At 50.9% G+C, this 16,516-nt stretch carries 19 protein-coding genes; 4 read left to right on the plus strand and 15 right to left on the minus strand.

Going from position 1 to position 16,516, the window contains the following annotated elements; genetic code table 11:
* Positions 1 to 204: 204 nt before the first annotated feature.
* The 6 genes from A3193_RS08280 to nagZ all read right to left on the minus strand — a co-directional run bounded on the left by A3193_RS08280 (position 205) and on the right by nagZ (position 4,936).
* Entirely contained in the window at positions 205 to 825 is a 621-nt protein-coding gene (locus tag A3193_RS08280) for an SH3 domain-containing protein (protein WP_069005894.1), read from the minus strand.
* Between the two features lie 90 nt (positions 826 to 915).
* Positions 916 to 1,659 (minus strand): S-methyl-5'-thioinosine phosphorylase, encoded by a 744-nt coding sequence (locus A3193_RS08285; RefSeq protein ID WP_069014506.1) that lies wholly within the window; start codon positions 1,657 to 1,659, stop codon positions 916 to 918.
* An 83-nt stretch (positions 1,660 to 1,742) separates the two neighbouring features.
* Entirely contained in the window at positions 1,743 to 2,348 is a 606-nt protein-coding gene (locus A3193_RS08290; protein ID WP_069005896.1) for a peroxiredoxin, read from the minus strand.
* A 321-nt stretch (positions 2,349 to 2,669) separates the two neighbouring features.
* A complete protein-coding gene (locus tag A3193_RS08295) occupies positions 2,670 to 3,092 on the minus strand; it encodes a hemerythrin domain-containing protein (protein WP_139117051.1) in 423 nt (140 codons plus the stop codon).
* A gap of 244 nt (positions 3,093 to 3,336) precedes the next feature.
* Positions 3,337 to 3,888: a hypoxanthine-guanine phosphoribosyltransferase gene (locus A3193_RS08300; protein WP_069005898.1), complete on the minus strand. Its 552-nt coding sequence runs from the start codon at positions 3,886 to 3,888 to the stop codon at positions 3,337 to 3,339.
* Entirely contained in the window at positions 3,878 to 4,936 is a 1,059-nt protein-coding gene (gene nagZ / locus A3193_RS08305; protein ID WP_069014507.1) for a beta-N-acetylhexosaminidase, read from the minus strand. Before nagZ ends, A3193_RS08300 begins: the two co-directional genes overlap by 11 nt.
* A 218-nt stretch (positions 4,937 to 5,154) precedes the next feature.
* On the opposite strand from nagZ, the gene A3193_RS08310 reads away from it, so the two are divergent.
* The gene (locus tag A3193_RS08310; protein ID WP_069005900.1) at positions 5,155 to 5,553 is read left to right on the plus strand and encodes a flagellar basal body-associated FliL family protein; all 399 of its coding nucleotides are present in this window, start codon (positions 5,155 to 5,157) and stop codon (positions 5,551 to 5,553) included.
* 27 nt (positions 5,554 to 5,580) lie between these two features.
* Here the strand turns inward: A3193_RS08310 and A3193_RS08315 are convergent, their stop codons facing one another.
* The 7 genes from A3193_RS08315 to cysM all read right to left on the minus strand — a co-directional run bounded on the left by A3193_RS08315 (position 5,581) and on the right by cysM (position 11,991).
* Positions 5,581 to 6,303 carry an ABC transporter permease gene (locus A3193_RS08315; protein ID WP_320408988.1) on the minus strand — a complete coding sequence of 241 codons (723 nt, stop codon included), beginning with the start codon at positions 6,301 to 6,303 and terminating at the stop codon, positions 5,581 to 5,583.
* 68 nt (positions 6,304 to 6,371) lie between these two features.
* Positions 6,372 to 7,301 (minus strand): nickel ABC transporter permease, encoded by a 930-nt coding sequence (nikB, locus tag A3193_RS08320; RefSeq protein ID WP_069014508.1) that lies wholly within the window; start codon positions 7,299 to 7,301, stop codon positions 6,372 to 6,374.
* Positions 7,301 to 7,786 carry a L,D-transpeptidase gene (locus A3193_RS08325; RefSeq protein ID WP_069014509.1) on the minus strand — a complete coding sequence of 162 codons (486 nt, stop codon included), beginning with the start codon at positions 7,784 to 7,786 and terminating at the stop codon, positions 7,301 to 7,303. Before A3193_RS08325 ends, nikB begins: the two co-directional genes overlap by 1 nt.
* Positions 7,761 to 9,299 (minus strand): ABC transporter substrate-binding protein, encoded by a 1,539-nt coding sequence (locus A3193_RS08330; protein ID WP_235614928.1) that lies wholly within the window; start codon positions 9,297 to 9,299, stop codon positions 7,761 to 7,763. Before A3193_RS08330 ends, A3193_RS08325 begins: the two co-directional genes overlap by 26 nt.
* Positions 9,289 to 9,756 (minus strand): CYTH domain-containing protein, encoded by a 468-nt coding sequence (locus A3193_RS08335; RefSeq protein WP_069014510.1) that lies wholly within the window; start codon positions 9,754 to 9,756, stop codon positions 9,289 to 9,291. The genes A3193_RS08330 and A3193_RS08335 overlap by 11 nt, the downstream gene beginning before the upstream one ends.
* A complete protein-coding gene (gene rlmD / locus A3193_RS08340) occupies positions 9,757 to 11,094 on the minus strand; it encodes a 23S rRNA (uracil(1939)-C(5))-methyltransferase RlmD (RefSeq protein WP_069014511.1) in 1,338 nt (445 codons plus the stop codon).
* Positions 11,095 to 11,097: 3 nt separating this feature from the next.
* Complete coding sequence (gene cysM, locus A3193_RS08345) at positions 11,098 to 11,991, minus strand: cysteine synthase CysM (RefSeq protein ID WP_069014512.1); 894 nt, start codon at positions 11,989 to 11,991, stop codon at positions 11,098 to 11,100.
* A 402-nt stretch (positions 11,992 to 12,393) separates the two neighbouring features.
* On the opposite strand from cysM, the gene A3193_RS08350 reads away from it, so the two are divergent.
* The 3 genes from A3193_RS08350 to A3193_RS08360 all read left to right on the plus strand — a co-directional run bounded on the left by A3193_RS08350 (position 12,394) and on the right by A3193_RS08360 (position 14,759).
* Positions 12,394 to 12,822, plus strand: a complete 429-nt coding sequence (locus A3193_RS08350; RefSeq protein WP_069005907.1) for a CBS domain-containing protein — start codon at positions 12,394 to 12,396, stop codon at positions 12,820 to 12,822.
* A 116-nt stretch (positions 12,823 to 12,938) separates the two neighbouring features.
* Positions 12,939 to 13,724, plus strand: a complete 786-nt coding sequence (locus tag A3193_RS08355; protein ID WP_069005908.1) for a spermidine synthase — start codon at positions 12,939 to 12,941, stop codon at positions 13,722 to 13,724.
* Between the two features lie 45 nt (positions 13,725 to 13,769).
* The gene (locus A3193_RS08360) at positions 13,770 to 14,759 is read left to right on the plus strand and encodes a TIGR00341 family protein (protein WP_069005909.1); all 990 of its coding nucleotides are present in this window, start codon (positions 13,770 to 13,772) and stop codon (positions 14,757 to 14,759) included.
* A 92-nt stretch (positions 14,760 to 14,851) separates the two neighbouring features.
* On the opposite strand, the gene pdxJ is transcribed toward A3193_RS08360, so the two are convergent.
* Both pdxJ and recO read right to left on the minus strand, forming a co-directional pair.
* Positions 14,852 to 15,580: a pyridoxine 5'-phosphate synthase gene (pdxJ, locus tag A3193_RS08365; RefSeq protein WP_069005910.1), complete on the minus strand. Its 729-nt coding sequence runs from the start codon at positions 15,578 to 15,580 to the stop codon at positions 14,852 to 14,854.
* A gap of 220 nt (positions 15,581 to 15,800) precedes the next feature.
* The gene (gene recO, locus A3193_RS08370; RefSeq protein ID WP_069005911.1) at positions 15,801 to 16,511 is read right to left on the minus strand and encodes a DNA repair protein RecO; all 711 of its coding nucleotides are present in this window, start codon (positions 16,509 to 16,511) and stop codon (positions 15,801 to 15,803) included.
* Between the last annotated feature and the right edge of the window lie 5 nt (positions 16,512 to 16,516).

A 16,516-nucleotide genomic window follows, 5' to 3' on the forward strand; every position in this document is an offset into this window, starting at 1 on the left:
ATTGAATCGATAATTTTAACCCGGCGACCAAACAGTTTGCTTTCAGCTGTTGTCAGCCTGCCTGCAGTAAGGCATCCAATCGACGTTGGAATATGCCCGCAGCAGCTTGTTTCAAGGCTGACTCTATAATAATCAAAATGTTAGGGGCATCAAGCATGCCCTTAATGCCACTCATTTACCACCGGTTTGATACGATCAAAATCTCTATTCACTGACCATTGTCAACCAGTCTGCAATCCAGGCCTGACTCAGATCGTCCGGATCGAGAGCAAGCAACCATTTTCCCTTGCGATCGATGATAAATAGTCTGGCCCCCGCCTCGACCCGTTTTACCACCGGATGCTCTGTTCCCGGGCCGGCACGCAGATTGACAACATCAGCCTCAACCACTCTCCGCTCACTGAGCCAATCTGACTGCAGTACTGCTTTGAGTTGATTTATCAGTACTTTTTCAGGTTTCAGAAGCTTGGATTTTATGATCTCGCGAGCATCTCCATGCCCCCTTTCGGCCGCAGCACGATACCATTTGAACGCCTCTTGGCTGTTCTTTTTGATGCCTTCTCCATTGGTGTAGGCCAATGCCAGGGCAAACATGGCTTCGTTGTGTCCCTGGGCGGCAGATCGCTTCCACCAGTAGACCGCCTTGTCGATATCAACCCTGAGACCGTTACCATTGGCATAGAGCCAGCCCAGATGGTAGGCAGCCTCCACATGACCCTGCATTGCCAATGGCCGCCAGAGACAGAATGCTTCTGCGAAATCACCATCATTCAAAGATGTCATGCCAAGCTCGAAAGCTCCGCCATACAGGTTACGACTATTCATGAGAATCAAAAGTAGTAATGATCTATAACATATTGTTATTAAAATATTATTACGTCTGATCGTCATCTTATGTCAGTCTCTGGATCCGGCTTAGACAGTCTCCCTAAGCAGTATCGTCAGTAACTTTCTCACGTGCTCCATCCCAAGAATCAGATTTTTTTCGATATCCTTCATACTGATTGTTGCCTCCTGCATACCAGCCCCCCAGTTAGCCACGACGGCACAGGAGGCATAACAGAGCTCAAACTCCCTGGCCAAGGCAGCTTCCGGCATTCCTGTCATGCCTACGATATCACAACCATCCCGTTCCATCCGAGTGACCTCTGCGGCGGTCTCCAGACGCGGTCCCTGGGTTGCCCCATAGGTTCCTGCGTCAACACAACCTACACCGCTGCTGTTGGCAGCATCGATCAGGCGTTGCCGCAATTGTTGACAATAGGGGTAGGTAAAGTCGATATGGGTGACGTGCTGCAGATCCTTCTCATAAATCGTGTGGTCGCGGCCAAAAGTGTAATCGATAATCTGATCAGGAATGACAATCCTGCCCGGGGCCATTTCCGATGTGATGCCCCCCACGGCGGCCACACCAATCACACTGTCCACACCGATATGGTGTAAAGCCCATAGGTTTGCCCGGTAGTTGACCCGATGTGGCGGGATGGTATGCGTTGCCCCATGCCTGGGCAGGAATACAACATCACTTCCGGCAATTCTGCCGTGGGTAAGCGCTGCGGAAGGCTCACCAAAAGGCGTATGACAGACTTCCCGGTGAGTGATTTCAAGGTCCGGAATTTTATTCAGCCCGGTACCGCCGATGATGGCCAGTTTAGTCATTCTTAGTTTGGTCTTTTATTGTTCGATGATCCATACCCTATTGTGGCCGGCATCGACACCGGCCACAACAGAGTGAATCCTACTCAGAGGCTTTCACTGTGGTCCGCCAGGTAGTTTGCCACACCTTCGGGAGTATCTTTCATCCCTGCATCACCATCCTTCCAGCCGGCCGGGCAGACTTCACCATGCTCCTCATTGAACTGAAGTGCATCGACCATGCGTATCATTTCATCGATATTTCTGCCCAGAGGCAGATCATTGACGACCTGATGGCGGACAATACCGGATTTATCGATCAGGAAGGAGCCGCGAAACGCCACATTGCCATCAGCTGTTTCCACATCATAGGCTTTACAGATGGCATGATTCATATCAGCCACCAGAGGATAGCCTACCTGGCCGATGCCGCCATCGTTGACCGGTGTATTGCGCCAGGCATTGTGGGTGTAGTGCGAGTCGATGGAACACCCCACCACTTCGACTTGACGTTTTTTAAACTCCTCCAGACGATGATCAAATGCGATCAGTTCCGAGGGACAGACAAAAGTGAAGTCGAGAGGATAGAAAAACAATACTGCATATCTGTTTTTGATCGTCTTACTGAAATTGAAATCATCAACGATCGTGCCATCACCAAGCACCGCTGCTGCAGTAAAATCCGGTGCCTCCCGTCCAACAAGTACGCCCACAATGAACCTCCTGATAAATTTGCCTGAGTTGATGAAAATTCGAATGTGAAAAAATCTGAGCGCTATCTTAGAGACTCTTTACCCATGATGCTACGATTTGTCGCAATTTCCTCGCAGCAAGTTCGACAATCACCTGTGGCTCAGGCGGATTGAGGCATGAAATAGGTATCTAATTGAAAGTTAGAAGAAAAGCAGATGATAAAAGTGGTTGGCTGAATCGATTGATCTGCGCGGCTTGGCAGGGAATGGACTTTCTTCCAGGCAAAAAAACAGGGGGTCAAACTACTACCCCCCGACACTTCTCCTCCAATGATCCTGATTTTATACAGCCTGGGCAAATACCCCTGACTTTTCTAACGTTGGTATCAGGATCGTCTCTTCGCGCTGAATTCGATCTTCAATCATGTCAAAGATCTCAAATGTTTCAGCGATAAACTCATCTGAGAAGTTGAAGTCGCAGTTCTTCAACCATTTATTATGATATCGCTCAAACTGTTTTCTTATGGGTTTTTGCCCATTCAGAAATCCCCAGGCCATGGATTTCAATTTCGGATCTTGATGTGTCAGCAGGTCAGGATAGACACCCCGGTCCTGGTCTGACATATGACCCTTCATCATCTCCGCCAGATCGCAAATCATCTTGTGAGTTGTCATTGCGTTTGGCCTTATGCTCAACTGCTCCCTGGTCATCATAGCTCTTAGATCACTGATAATCTGCTGCATATCAGTGTGGCTACCTTTCATACTTTCCAATGTGCTCACACTATACCCTCCTTTAACGGTGCAAACTCCGACTGTCAGCCGGAGAGACGCGAACTCAATTGAATTTGTCAGGGCTCCCCAGTCTGAAGCCGGGTTCCGCCATGATGGTACAAGCTTGTACTATTTGTAGGTAAATAGCAATAGGTGCTTAATATCTCTACTATTTTTCTAGGAAATCGAGACAGGGTTTACCCTTGTATAGCATTATTCAATATAAGGGAAATTACTAACTCTCCGGGATTGCGTAGATGGCAGGAGCGTTTCTGTGATAACCCTTGTAGTCCATTCCATAGCCGAAAACGTAGCGGTCCTCCACCTGCAATCCAATAAAATCCGCTTTGAATCCGATACCCCGGTCATGTCTCTTTTCCACCAGAACCGCACTCAATACTTCCTCTGCACCCGCCTCCTGACAAGCTTCAACAATCGCTGCCAAGGTAATGCCATGATCCAGGATGTCATCAATGATAAGGATCGTCTCTCCGCTCAGTGAGGCACTGGGATGCCCTTTCCACTCCAGTTCAGAGCCTGATGTCCCCCCCCGATAGCGGGTTGCATGGATATAGTCATGACGCAGTGGAAAATTCAGCCTGGTAAGAAGTTGTCCAGCCGGTATCAAAGCACCGTTCATTACACATAACACCAGCGGATCCCTGTTCGCGAGCCGGTCACTGATCTCCAGCGCCATTTGATCCAGGGCTTGTGAAATCTGTTGATTGTCATAGATCAAATCTGCTGTGGCCAATACTTCAGCGGCCTGTTGTGCACTAATCATCATGGTCGAGTCCCAGATTTAGTGGAGTTTCCTGAGGGATTACGGAGAGTTGATTGACGGCCTGTTTCCAGCGGCTGTCCAGGTGAATCTGCTGAAGAGAGCGCTGCTTCCTGCCATGCATCCTTACCAGGCGGACATGGGCAGCCGGATCGTTATAGGATTTCAAGCTTTCCAACACCTGTATTGCGGCAGGTCGATTGTTACAGACCAGGATCATGTCACATCCCGCTTCAAGTGCAACCATGGCACGATCAGCATAGTTCCCGGCTTCACTGGCTGCGGCCATATCCAGGTCATCACTGAAAATCACTCCCTGAAAACCCAGCTGCTGCCTGAGTACCTGCTTTAACCAAAATCCTGAAAAACCAGCCAGATCCTTGTCAATATGCTGATAGATGACATGTGCTGGCATAATTGCTTCCATACCGGCTTCGATCATACTTTCAAAAGGCCGCAGATCCTCCATTTTCAGATCCTCGAAACGCCGCTGATCAATCGGTAGGGCCAGATGGGAATCAGCTGCCACCCCACCGTGACCGGGGAAGTGTTTACCCACCACCGCCATACCGGCTTCATGACAGCCCTGCATCCATGCGTGTGCCAGGCGGGTAACCTCATCCGGGTTAGCGGAAAAGGCACGATCACCGATCACTTCACTGATCCCCAGACCAAGATCCAACACCGGTGCAAAACTGAAATCAACACCACAGGCACGGAGCTCTGACGCCATCAACCAGCCACCAAGTTCTGTCAGCTTCAATCCCTGCTCCGGGTGTTTACGATACTGCTCCCCATACCAGGCCGCAGGTGGCAGTTCTGAAAAACCCTGTCGGAAACGCTGAACCCGTCCCCCCTCATGATCCACAGCAATGAGCAGTTGAGGAGTTCTGACACCATGAATATCGGCACAAAGCTGGTTGAGTTGCTCCATCGATTGATAGTTCCGGGAGAACAGGATAACCCCACCCACCGCTGGGTGCTTGAGCAACTCCTGATCGTCAGGGGTCATCTCCAGCCCTTCCAGATCAATCATCACCGGCCCAAGACTCATGCCATTTCTCCCTGATTCAAATTGGCATTAAGGATGGCCTTAAAGGGGTGCAAAATTACCCTTATACAGTGTCGAATGCTGTTTCCTGGTAGTTTTATTATCATTGAGTTTAAATACTGTCCGCGAGGGGCTATCAATCAACTAAGCTTGCTTAATACTATAAATTTTTACCTCAGTATGCCGCAAACATAGATGAAGTGAAAATCAGGGTTTGAATCATGCGAAATCTCTTTTTTATCTGTCTCCTAGTGCTCATTCCAAGCCAACTTGTCTGGGCTGAGGATGAAGAAGAAAAGGCTCCACCAACAATCAGCTACTATCAGATCAAGCCTTCACTGGTTGCCAATCTGGCGAAGGGAGGGAAATACATCCGTTGCGACATTCAGCTGATGACCAAAGACGAGGCTTTTCTCGAATCCTTGACTCTGCATGGGCCGGCGATACGTCACGCACTGTTGATGTTGTTATCCGAACAGGATGGAAAAACCCTTAAATCCTCAGACGGAAAAGAAGCACTTCGTAAAGCTGCGCTTACCGAAGTCAAAAAAATTCTTGATGAAGCAACCGGCAATGATGCCGTCGAGGCACTGCTTTTCACAACATTTTTTGTTCAGTAAGGCGAATTGGATTAGTGTCAACAGGCCCTAGGAAGAGCGGTGGTCCAAGCGGTCCCTCAACCGGTCACCGAGCATATTGAGGGACAGTACCACCAGCATAATCGCCACCCCTGGCGCCAGTACCATATGGGGTGCCATCAACATATAGCTGGCCCCATCTCTGATCAGACTCCCCCAAGAAGCATCTGGTGGCTGAATACCCAATCCCAGAAAGGACAGTCCAGCTTCGGCAATCACCATGCCTGCCATCCCGAAGGTCGCTTCTACGATCAGTGGAGCTGACAACAGGGGCAGCAGATGACGTAACAGGATCAAATGACGAGGTGTTCCAAGGGCAATCGCTGCGGTAACGTGATCCCGCTGTTTGAGTGACAGTACCTGCCCCCGGGTCAAACGGGCAAATCCCACCCAACCCACGGCAGAGAGTGCGATGATCAGATTATCCACACCTGGCCCCATGATACCGGCCAGTGCAATTGCCAGGAGTATTCCGGGAAATGCCAGAAACACATCCATAACCCTGACCAGGATCAGATCCAGCCAGCCGCCCTGATAGCCCGCAATCAATCCAACAGCTGTACCAATCAACAGGGAGAGTGAGACCACGCCAAATGAGACCAACAGGGATACCTGGGCACCGACCCAGATGCGTTGCAGAATCGGACGCCCCAGGTCGTCATAACCCATCAATCCCAGATCACCCGGTCGCATGAGAATTCGCTGCAGGTCGATCTGGTTGGCTGAATCCACAACCCAACCTCCGGTGATGGCCGCCACAGTCCAAATTGCAAGGATGCCAAGTGGAAACCAATACCTGATCATTTTGAACCATCCAGCCGAATACGCGGATCGACCAATCCATACACCAGATCGGTCAGTGTATTGACCAGCACATACATCAGGCTGATAAAGAGCACGCATCCTTGCACAACGGGATAGTCCCGTTTTTGAATCGATTCGATCATCAGTGAACCAATACCGGGCCAATCGAACACGACCTCGGTAACAACTGCGCCGCCCAGCAGTGCACCGAGCTGCAATCCGAGCAGGGTGACTACCGGAAGCCAGGCATTACGCATCGCGTGACGCCAGATCACCTGTAGTTCAGCAACCCCTTTTGCCCTCGCCGTGCGGACAAAATCTTCCCCCAGGACTTCCAGTAAGCTACTCCGGACCATACGGGCAAGAATGGCGGCGAATCCTGTGCCCAAGGTCACGGCCGGCAAGATCAGGCTGGTGAAGCCCCCTCGCCCACTGACCGGGGTCAATCCCAGCCAAAGCGAGAAACAGAGTATCAACATCGGACCTAACCAGAAATTCGGTATTGAGACCCCGAGCATGGAAAAACCCATCGCTCCCCAGTCCCAGGCTTTACCCCGCTCCACAGCAGCCAGAATACCTAGCGGAACAGCTATCAGCAGGGCTACAAAAAGCGCCGCAAAGGCCAGTTCCAGGGTGGCCGGGATGCGCTCTGTCAGCAACTCACTGACAGGTCGTTTGCTATGCAGGGATTGCCCAAAGTCGAATTGAGCCAAGCCACTGAAATAGTTCACCAACTGAGTCTCAATCGGCTGATCCAGACCGAGACTGGCACGTAATGCCTGCCGATCTGCAGGTCGTGCAGATTCCCCCAGCATCACATCCACAGGATCTCCAGGCACCAGATGAATCAGCAGAAAGACCAGGCAGGCAACTCCGAACATTGAGACAAGCGCAGTCACCACCCTGGAGAACATAAAGCGTCCCATCACTCCCTGATCTCCACCAACATGCCTGTCTCAACCCAATCGAACAGCTCGATAAGGTCCCGATTGTGCATTCGGATACAGCCATGGGATCTCGCTACCCCCATGGGCTCAAGATCCGGGGTACCATGGATGTAGATGTATCGTCTCAGGGTATCCACCCGACCACCGCGGTTGAAACCGGATTCAATGCCTGATAACCAGATGATGCGGGTCAATACCCAATCCCGATCCGGCTGCTTTTTCGCCAACAACTCGCTATAGCGTTCTCCGGTTGGACGCCTACCGACAAACACGGTGTTTAGCGGACAACCAGCACCGATCTTGATACGAACCCGATGCTTGCCTCGGGGGGTACAACCACTGTCTGTTGATTCACCAGGGCCGTTCAATCCGGTGGAGACCGGGTAGCAGGCCACCTCTTGAGCGGATTCCAGACAGCTCAGCTGCTGCCTGGCAAGGTCAATTCTCAGTTGCCGATTGCACATGGTCTCCATCCAAAGCTCGCTTCAGTTTTACTTGCGCCAAACCATCATAGTTACCATCTGACATCAGTTGATAGCCTTTGATCCGGCTTCCCTGGGCAGACAATTGATCTTCATACCAGAGTGGAATATAGGGTAGATCCCGGTGCAGTTCAGCAGCCACCTGGTGATAGAGCTCTGCCTGCGCAGAGAGGTTGTCCGTCTGCTCCGCCAGGTTGAGCAAATGATCGACCCTGTTGCTCGCATAACGGCCACGATTCGCCCCGCTTGGCGGTAATGCATCGCTGGCAAAGATATCCCGATAGATGTCAGGTGTCCTGATACCCACCCAGCTCAGACTGTAGAGCTGAAAGTTACCCTGTTTGATATCACCGAAGAAAGTACCCCAATCGTAGCTGCGCAGATCGATATCGATCCCCACCGCTTTCAACTGACTCTGGATCACTGTGGCGAGGCGTATCCGAAATGGGTCACTGGAAGTTTTATAGGTCAGTCTCAATGGATTCGACTCGTTATAACCCAATGCAGCAAGCCGTTTCCTGGCCTTTTCGGGATTGTATTCATAGGCGGCCAACTGCTCTGAGGCCCAATGTTCAGGTGGAAACAGAGACTCCGCCTGACGCGCCGCCCCCTGCATCACCGATTGGATAATCGCCTGCCGGTCAATGGCGTGAGCGATCGCCTGTCGAATCTCCAGATTCCCTGTCAGGGGGTCCTGTAGATTGAAACCGATATAGGTATAGTTACTGCCTGGCTGCTGCTCCACCCTCAACCCCGGTTGACGGCGCAGATAGCCGATCAGTTCAGGAGAGAGATCATTTTGCAGCAGATCTATCTCATTTCTCAGTAACTTTAATGCTCTTACCGTTGGATTATTGACTGTAATGAGTTGAAAACCCTGTCCATCAGAGCGCCTCTGCAGATGAAGCTCCCCGGCTTGTGGCCACTCGATCAAATCAAAAGCGCCGCTGCCAACAGGCTCACGGGCAAAATTGTGAGCCTTCTCAATCAGTTCTGCAGGAAGGATGTCCAGGGTCAGATAAGCGGGAAAAAGTGGATCGGGACGCTTCAGGTGAAAATCGACTCGTTGTTCATCAATCACTTCCATCGATGCGACCAGTTGCAGACTTGCCTGCTTGGGAGACGCCAGGGCTGGATCGAGCACCTGACGATAGGTTGTAACCACATCCCGGGCATTGAGCTTTTCACCGTTGCTGAACTCCCCTGTATGCTCATTCAGGGTAAAGCGGTAGTGGACGGGTGTAATCGCTTTCCAGTCTGCGATGCCGGGCTTCGGCATACTGTTGGGATCAAACTCAACCAGGCGCTGATAAAGCAGTCGGTTGACCCTTTCGGATGTTGCATCGGTAGCAAAGCGGGGATCGAGATTCAGCGGTGCATTCGCCAGCCCCATACGGATCAACTCCGTCTCCTGCTCCTGACATGCCGTGATCAGTAAACAGGATAGCAGGAGTGCTGTCAGGAGGCCTCCCCTCGGCATCCGTTCACCATTCACGAAATGGATGTTTCACCAGATTGGCATTGTAATAGCGGGTATCACCGGACACCTCTTCACCAGCCCATTCCGGCATGACGAACCTCTCATCCACCCGGCTCAACTCAACCTCAGCCATCACCAGCCCCTGATTGGCACCATGAAACAGATCTAGGTCCCAGATATGATCACCACAGCGGACCTTGTATCGGACCTTATCGATCGCCGCACCGCTGACCAGATGGTCGAGGAGCTCCTCGGCCTCTTCGAGTGGAATCGGGTATTCATACTCCCGTCGACTGATACCGACAGTACGCCCCTTGATGTTGATATTGGCCTCATCGCCATCCACCCTGACACGTACGGTGGCGTGATCCGTGGTTGCCAGATAGCCCTGCTTTATTACCGCTTCACTGACCACGGAATCTTTCCATTTATCGTTTATAACTAAAAACTTACGCTCTATTTCTAAAGCCATTTATTTAACCTTTTCAAAGAGTGCTATGGATTCCACGTGGGCGGTATGTGGAAACATATCCATAACTCCGGCACTGATCAGTCGGTAGCCATGTTCAGCTACTAAAATACCCGCATCCCTGGCCAGGGTTCCAGGGTAGCACGAGACATAGACAATGCGCTCAACACCCAGTTTAGGCAGATGATGCAGTACCTCCTGTGCCCCGCTCCTGGGTGGATCCAGCAGAGCTTTATTGAATGAGGTCTGCAGCCAGGGCTCATTGTCCAGTGTTTCATAGAGGTTTGCGGTATAGAAACTGGTATTGTCGAGATGGTTTCTGCTGGCATTTTCCCTGGCCCGCGCCACCAGCCCGGCATCACCTTCAACACCGGTGACCCGTGCCGCATGGCGCGCCATGGGCAGGGTAAAATTGCCCAATCCACAAAACAGATCCAATACCCTGTCATCCCCCTGCAGTTGCAAAAGATCCACAGCACGCTGGATCATTTGTCGATTGATATCACTGTTTACCTGGGTAAAGTCACTGGGCAGAAAATCCAGAGTCAGATCGAATGCGGGCAGTTGATAACTGAGTGTTACCCCTTCACCCTGCAGTGGACGAATGGTTTCTGGTCCACCTTCCTGGAGGTAGATGGTTATTTTATGAGCTGGGGCAAATGCCTGAAGCTTTGCCAAATCCTCATCACTGGCCGGTTCCAGCAGTCGAAAGATCAACACACAGACCTCATCACCCATAGCCATTTCGATCTGAGGGATCTGGTCTCTGATCGACAGTTGGTCAATCAGACGACTCATCTCAGGCAGCAACTCACCCACCCGTGGATGCAGAATGTGACAGCAATCGATGTCGGTGATGAATGAGGAACCCCGCTCCCTGAAGCCGATCAGAGTACCCCCCTTTTTAGGTACAAAGCGAACACCCAAGCGGGCCTTGCGCCGATAACCCCAGGCCGTCTCACCAACCAGAGGTGGCAGTATCTGTGCCGGTTCCACGTTACCGATGTGCTGCAGGCTCTCCAGCATCGACTGCTGTTTGGCCTGCACCTGTGCCTTGCTGTCCTGGTGTTGCAGACTGCAACCGCCGCACACCCCGAACTGACTGCATTTGGGTTCAACCCGTTCCGCTGAGGGTTTGAGGACCTCTACCACCCGGCCTTCGTCATATTTACGCCAACGACCGGTATAGAGAAAACGGACGCTTTCTCCCGGTAAGGATCCATGCACAAAAGTGGCCTTGCCATCGATGTGAGTCACCCCTTTGGCATCATGGGTCAGGGACTCGATTTGAGCTTCAACCGGCTCAGTCGGCAGCTGCTTACGCCTACGCTTTCTTGCCATTACTCAGTTCGCAGGGAATACGTCAGTCGACAGGTATCGATCACCGCGATCACAAATAATCGCTACGATCACTGCATTTTCAACAGTTTGTGAGAGCTTCAGCGCAGCTGCCACCGCACCACCGGATGAGATACCGGCAAAGATACCCTCCTTTGCCGCTAATTCACGGGTGGTCTGCTCAGCATCCTGTTGGGAAATATCGATAATCCGGTCAACCCGGCTGGCATCATAGATCTTCGGCAGATACTCTTCCGGCCAACGACGGATACCCGGAATGCTGGCGCCTTCCATGGGCTGGACCCCAACAATCTCGATCTGAGGGTTTTTCGATTTGAGGAAACTTGATGTTCCCATGATGGTCCCGGTTGTGCCCATGGCACTGACAAAATGCGTTACTCTGCCATCCGTATCCCGCCATATCTCGGGCCCGGTACCCTCAATATGTGCCTGAGGATTGTCCTGATTGGAGAACTGATCCAGGATCACCCCTTTGCCGGCAGTTTCAAGCTCCCGCGCTTTATCGATTGCAGCTTCCATACTGCCCTCTTTCGGGGTCAAAATCAGCTCGGCACCATAGGCCTTCATGACAGCCCGGCGCTCAAGACTCATGTGTTCGGGCATCACCAGGATCATATGGTATCCCTTGATCGCTGCTGCCATGGCCAGTGCAATCCCTGTATTGCCGCTGGTGGCCTCAATCAGAGTGTTTCCGGGTTTGATGCTGCCTCTCGCCTCAGCCAGGCGAATCATACTCAGGGCCGGCCTGTCTTTAACCGAACCGGCAGGGTTATTCCCTTCCAGTTTCACTAAGATGGTATTGCTGTTCTCTACAGTAATACGCTGTAGGCGAACCAGCGGGGTATTGCCAATGAAGTCTTCGATGGTTTTATATTGCATGGTCACGATTCTACCCCGATTTAGGGCATTTGATCAGTACTATTTTACAGAACACCACGCTTAATAGCCCGGCTGAGTGATCACATCGTTCACGACTTTGAATATAACCTGGCACAAAACGTGGCTTGTCAAAAAGGCTACCCCTTTATCAACTGCCACTACCCGCTGCAAACACATGCTATAGCCCCTCAGGTGACGAACGAGAGACGATCCAGATCTGCCGGTGTACAGTCTGCTTGCAGGGATTATCGTGAGGAAATCTGCCTTAGCCGAGCCGAACTCCTGATGTTGTTCTATTATTGAGAGAAATTCTTACAAATTAAACTCGGCAGTGGTGCCGATTACTATTCACCAACGACTGAAGATGTCGTGCAAATAACAATAATTCTGAAGGAGAGGTCAATGACTAGCGTGAATCAACTGTTACAGAACAAGGGATTCGATATTCTTAGCGTCGATGCCAATGAGACTGTCATTCGGGCACTTCAGATCATGGCTGATCACGGTATCGGCTCACTGCTGGTGATGGATGGAGAGAGAGTTGCGGGACTCTTTTCAGAGCGTGATTATGCTCGAGGCATTATCATGAAAGGTCGCACTCCCAAAGAGACCAAGGTCAAAGAGATCATGACCAGCCAGGTCGTGGTGGTTACTCCGGAACAGAGCATTGAGGAGTGCATGGCCATCATGACCGAAAAACGGGTTCGTCACCTGCCGGTCATGAAAGATGACAAGCTGGTTGGCATCATCTCAATCGGCGACCTGGTAAAAGCGATCATCGAGGAACAACAGTTCATGATTGAACAGTTGGTAAGCTATATCAATGGTTGACAATCACCCCCGATTTGGCAGAAAACCGGATCACGAGATGTGACACTTGAAGCCCGGGGCATGGACAATTAAGGTGTTGGCGTCCCGATACCTGATTGACAGACATAATCAGCCCCATGCCCAGTAACACACCACCCTTTATCGATCTTGCCTGGTTTAAAATGGCACAGCCTCAGGCTACCCGTATCAATTGCTCAGTTCAGCACAGGTGCGCGGTCTTCGAATACGACTCTCTTCGCTGGATCTGCACAGCCGACGGTGCCGTACAATCCATGCTTTTCACTGAGGACCACAGTTATCCGGTGCTGCACTATATCAAAGCGCTGTTGTGTTCCCTGGTGTTTGTTGATAATCCTGGAAACATGTTGAATCTTGGCCTGGGTTCAGGTGCCATTGAACGCTATCTGGAGTCTCATCATCCAGACATTGCTTTGACTTCGATAGAACCGGAAGTCGAAATGATCGCCCTATCCAAGGAGTGCTTCTATCTAGACAGCAGCTATCATGTCAGAAATCAATCAGCCGAATCTTTTCTGCATGACAATCGACAGCAGTTTGATCTCATTATTTGTGATATTCACTGCCCTCCAGGCCAGCCAAATCCGATCGAAACAGATGCTTTTTTGCAAAACTTAACCGATGCGTTATTGCCTCAAGGCGTGGTAGCAATTAATTTCCTGGCAGAGAGTGAAGCGCACATCGTGAACATGCTTGTACGGTTACGACAGATCTTCGAGCAGGTCACTCTACTCGACGTCCTAAGGCAGCAAAATATTGTTTTCTATTGCTCAAACAGCCAGTTTCCCGAACCATCCGAACTCACGATGAAAGCAGCCTTGCCTGTGTATGCAAATATCCAAGCAGAAACCATTATTTCACAACTGATCTGGCTGCCGGAGTGATAGCAACTTTTGCGTTAAAATAGGTTTTTTCCGCCAGGAACTGAAATGAAGTTAATTGAAGTTATTGCCAAATCGAGCAGTGAAAACACCATTACTGCCATTGCTGAAAAATTCAAAGCACGGGATTATCGTACCGGCCGGGAGGGTGAAGATGGCCGACAGGCGATACGTATTCTGTTAACGGATGAGAATGTTCAGCCGGCACTGGATGCACTGCAGACTGTACTGGGCGCACAATCTACAGCACGAATCATCGTGTTTCCGATTGACGCCACACTGCCTCAGCCATCGAGTGAAAAGGAAAAAGATCAGGATAAAGCCATTTCATCGAGAGAATCGATGTATGCCAATGTGGACAAGAATACCCACCTGGACAGTAATTTCATTATTCTTGTCATACTCTCCACCTTGGTAGCTGCCATCGGTTTGGTGAAAAACAACGTTGCGGTTGTGATCGGTGCCATGGTGATCGCTCCCCTGTTGGGCCCGAATCTGGCTTTTGGCTTAGGAACGGCACTCGGTGATATGCATTTGATGAAGAAATCCCTCAAGACACTGCTCGCGGGAATATTCATCGCCATATTTCTCGCCTACATCATCGGCTTACTCTGGCCGTTCGCGCTGAACAGTCCAGAATTGATGGCGCGCACTGAAGTGGGGCTCGACTCGTTGGCTCTGGCACTGGCTTCAGGCGCCGCGGCAGCACTTTCCCTGACCAGTGGCCTGCCCAGTGTATTGGTTGGCGTGATGGTTGCGGTGGCACTACTCCCACCAGCGGCAGCATTAGGTTTAACCTTGGGTCATGGCAGGATCGACCTGGCGATGGGTGCCGGTTTGTTACTCGTCGCCAATATCGTCTGTGTTAACTTGTCTGCCAAACTGCTGTTTCTGTTCAAAGGGATTCAACCTCGCAGCTGGGCTGAAAAAGCCAAGGCAAAGCGCGCTATGTCTATCTATTTGGTGGTATGGGCAATCACCCTTGCGTTGGTCGTACTGACAATCATTGCCCGTCCACACATTGAGGGCCCGTTATGACGGCTAATCCGGACATACTGTCACGAGACTCGACAGATCACTGGCTAGGGCCTGTTAACACTAATCCAATAGGCCCTAGTTGGAATATAAGGCTATCGGCTCATCAACCCTTTCATTTCACGAACTGCCTGATCAAATCCGGTGAACAGTGCCCGACAAACGATGGAGTGCCCGATATTCAGCTCTCTGATACCTTCAATCTCCACGATTGAAGCCACATTGTGGTAATCAAGTCCATGCCCTGCATTGACCTGGAGCCCAAGGCCTTTGCCATAGGCGACGGCATCGACAATTCGCTTCAATTCAGCTTGGCGCACTGTTTCACTGGTAGCATCAGCATAGTGGCCGGTATGGATCTCCACCACCGGTGCACCTGATGCCTTGGCAGCATCCAGCTGTTTCAAATCAGCGTCGATGAAGAGTGATACCCGGATACCCGCCTCGTTCAATTCGGAGCAGTAATCGGTCATATAATCGAGTTTGGAAGCCACATCAAGACCACCCTCGGTGGTCAACTCTTCACGTTTCTCCGGTACCAGGCAACAATCATGGGGTTGAAACCGGGTGGCGATGGCTGCCATTTCAGATGTTGCCGCCATTTCCAGGTTCATCCGCGTCTGCAAGAGATCGGAGAGTATCTCCACATCCCGATCCTGAATATGACGTCGGTCCTCACGCAGATGTAGTGTTATTGCATCGGCTCCCGCCTGCTCGGCAGTCAGTGCAGCCTGTACCGGCTCCGGATATCGGGTACCCCGAGCCTGACGCAAAGTCGCCACATGGTCGATATTAACCCCAAGTAACATTACATTCTTTGTCATACCCTTACCTTTGGATTCATAGGTAACAGAAACCCCTTGCTGATTCTCAATCCGCCAATAAATCGTTATGGTGTAAATATATCTTTTTTACACCTGTTTGCCTAACTTCACAGACATCTTCATTGAGAGTTGAACGCCAGTCCAATGAAGCGTGTTAATAGCAACTATTTTATAAGCTGGGGAGTTATAATTTAACATCCCTTGCCATAATCAGGTATCCTCATCCACCCGATGGTCCGGTAAAGAGCTCCCGGCTTTTCAAAGGCTTGTCTCCCAGGTAATGGGAGAGCACAAAACGCATCAACTGTTTTGCCTCTTTAGCAGACTGTTTTGCCAATGAATCACCATTGTGCAAACCGATCAGGGTACTGCCATGAATTTTCATCCCTGAACTCCCAGGTGACGATAGTACAGGCCCCTCTTCAATGTGATAATCGTAGAGTAACTCCTCTCTTATGAGTTCCCCACTATCCGCCGTGTGATCCAGTAACAACCCATAACCCAGCTCTGTTAGCAGCTGCAGTTCAAATTGTCTCAGTATCTGGCCGACAGGCTCGGCTGAGGCCAGCTGCGCAAGATTCTGACAATAGTGAACAAACAGAGATGGGAATGGATCCCCCCTTTCGATCAACCTCACGATCAGCTCATTCAGGTAAAAGCCGCAATAGATACGATCGCCAGACAGTTTGAATGGTTGACCATCCTGTTCCACTTCGACCAGGCTTTTGATCTCTCCACGCCCACTGAGCGAGACTCGTAGAGGCAGAAAGGGCTGTAATAGAATTGCCTTGTTTGAACGCCCCGATTTAGCACCTTTGGCGATCGCCGGAAGACGTCCTTCATTTGGCGTGAACAGTTCCACCAGTAGACTGGAATTCTGGTAATCACGCCTGTGCAGAACATAGGCTGGTATGAAGTTGATACGGGACATCTGTG

Source organism: Candidatus Thiodiazotropha endoloripes (assembly GCF_001708965.1).
In the GTDB taxonomy this organism is placed as follows: domain Bacteria; phylum Pseudomonadota; class Gammaproteobacteria; order Chromatiales; family Chromatiaceae; genus Thiodiazotropha; species Thiodiazotropha endoloripes.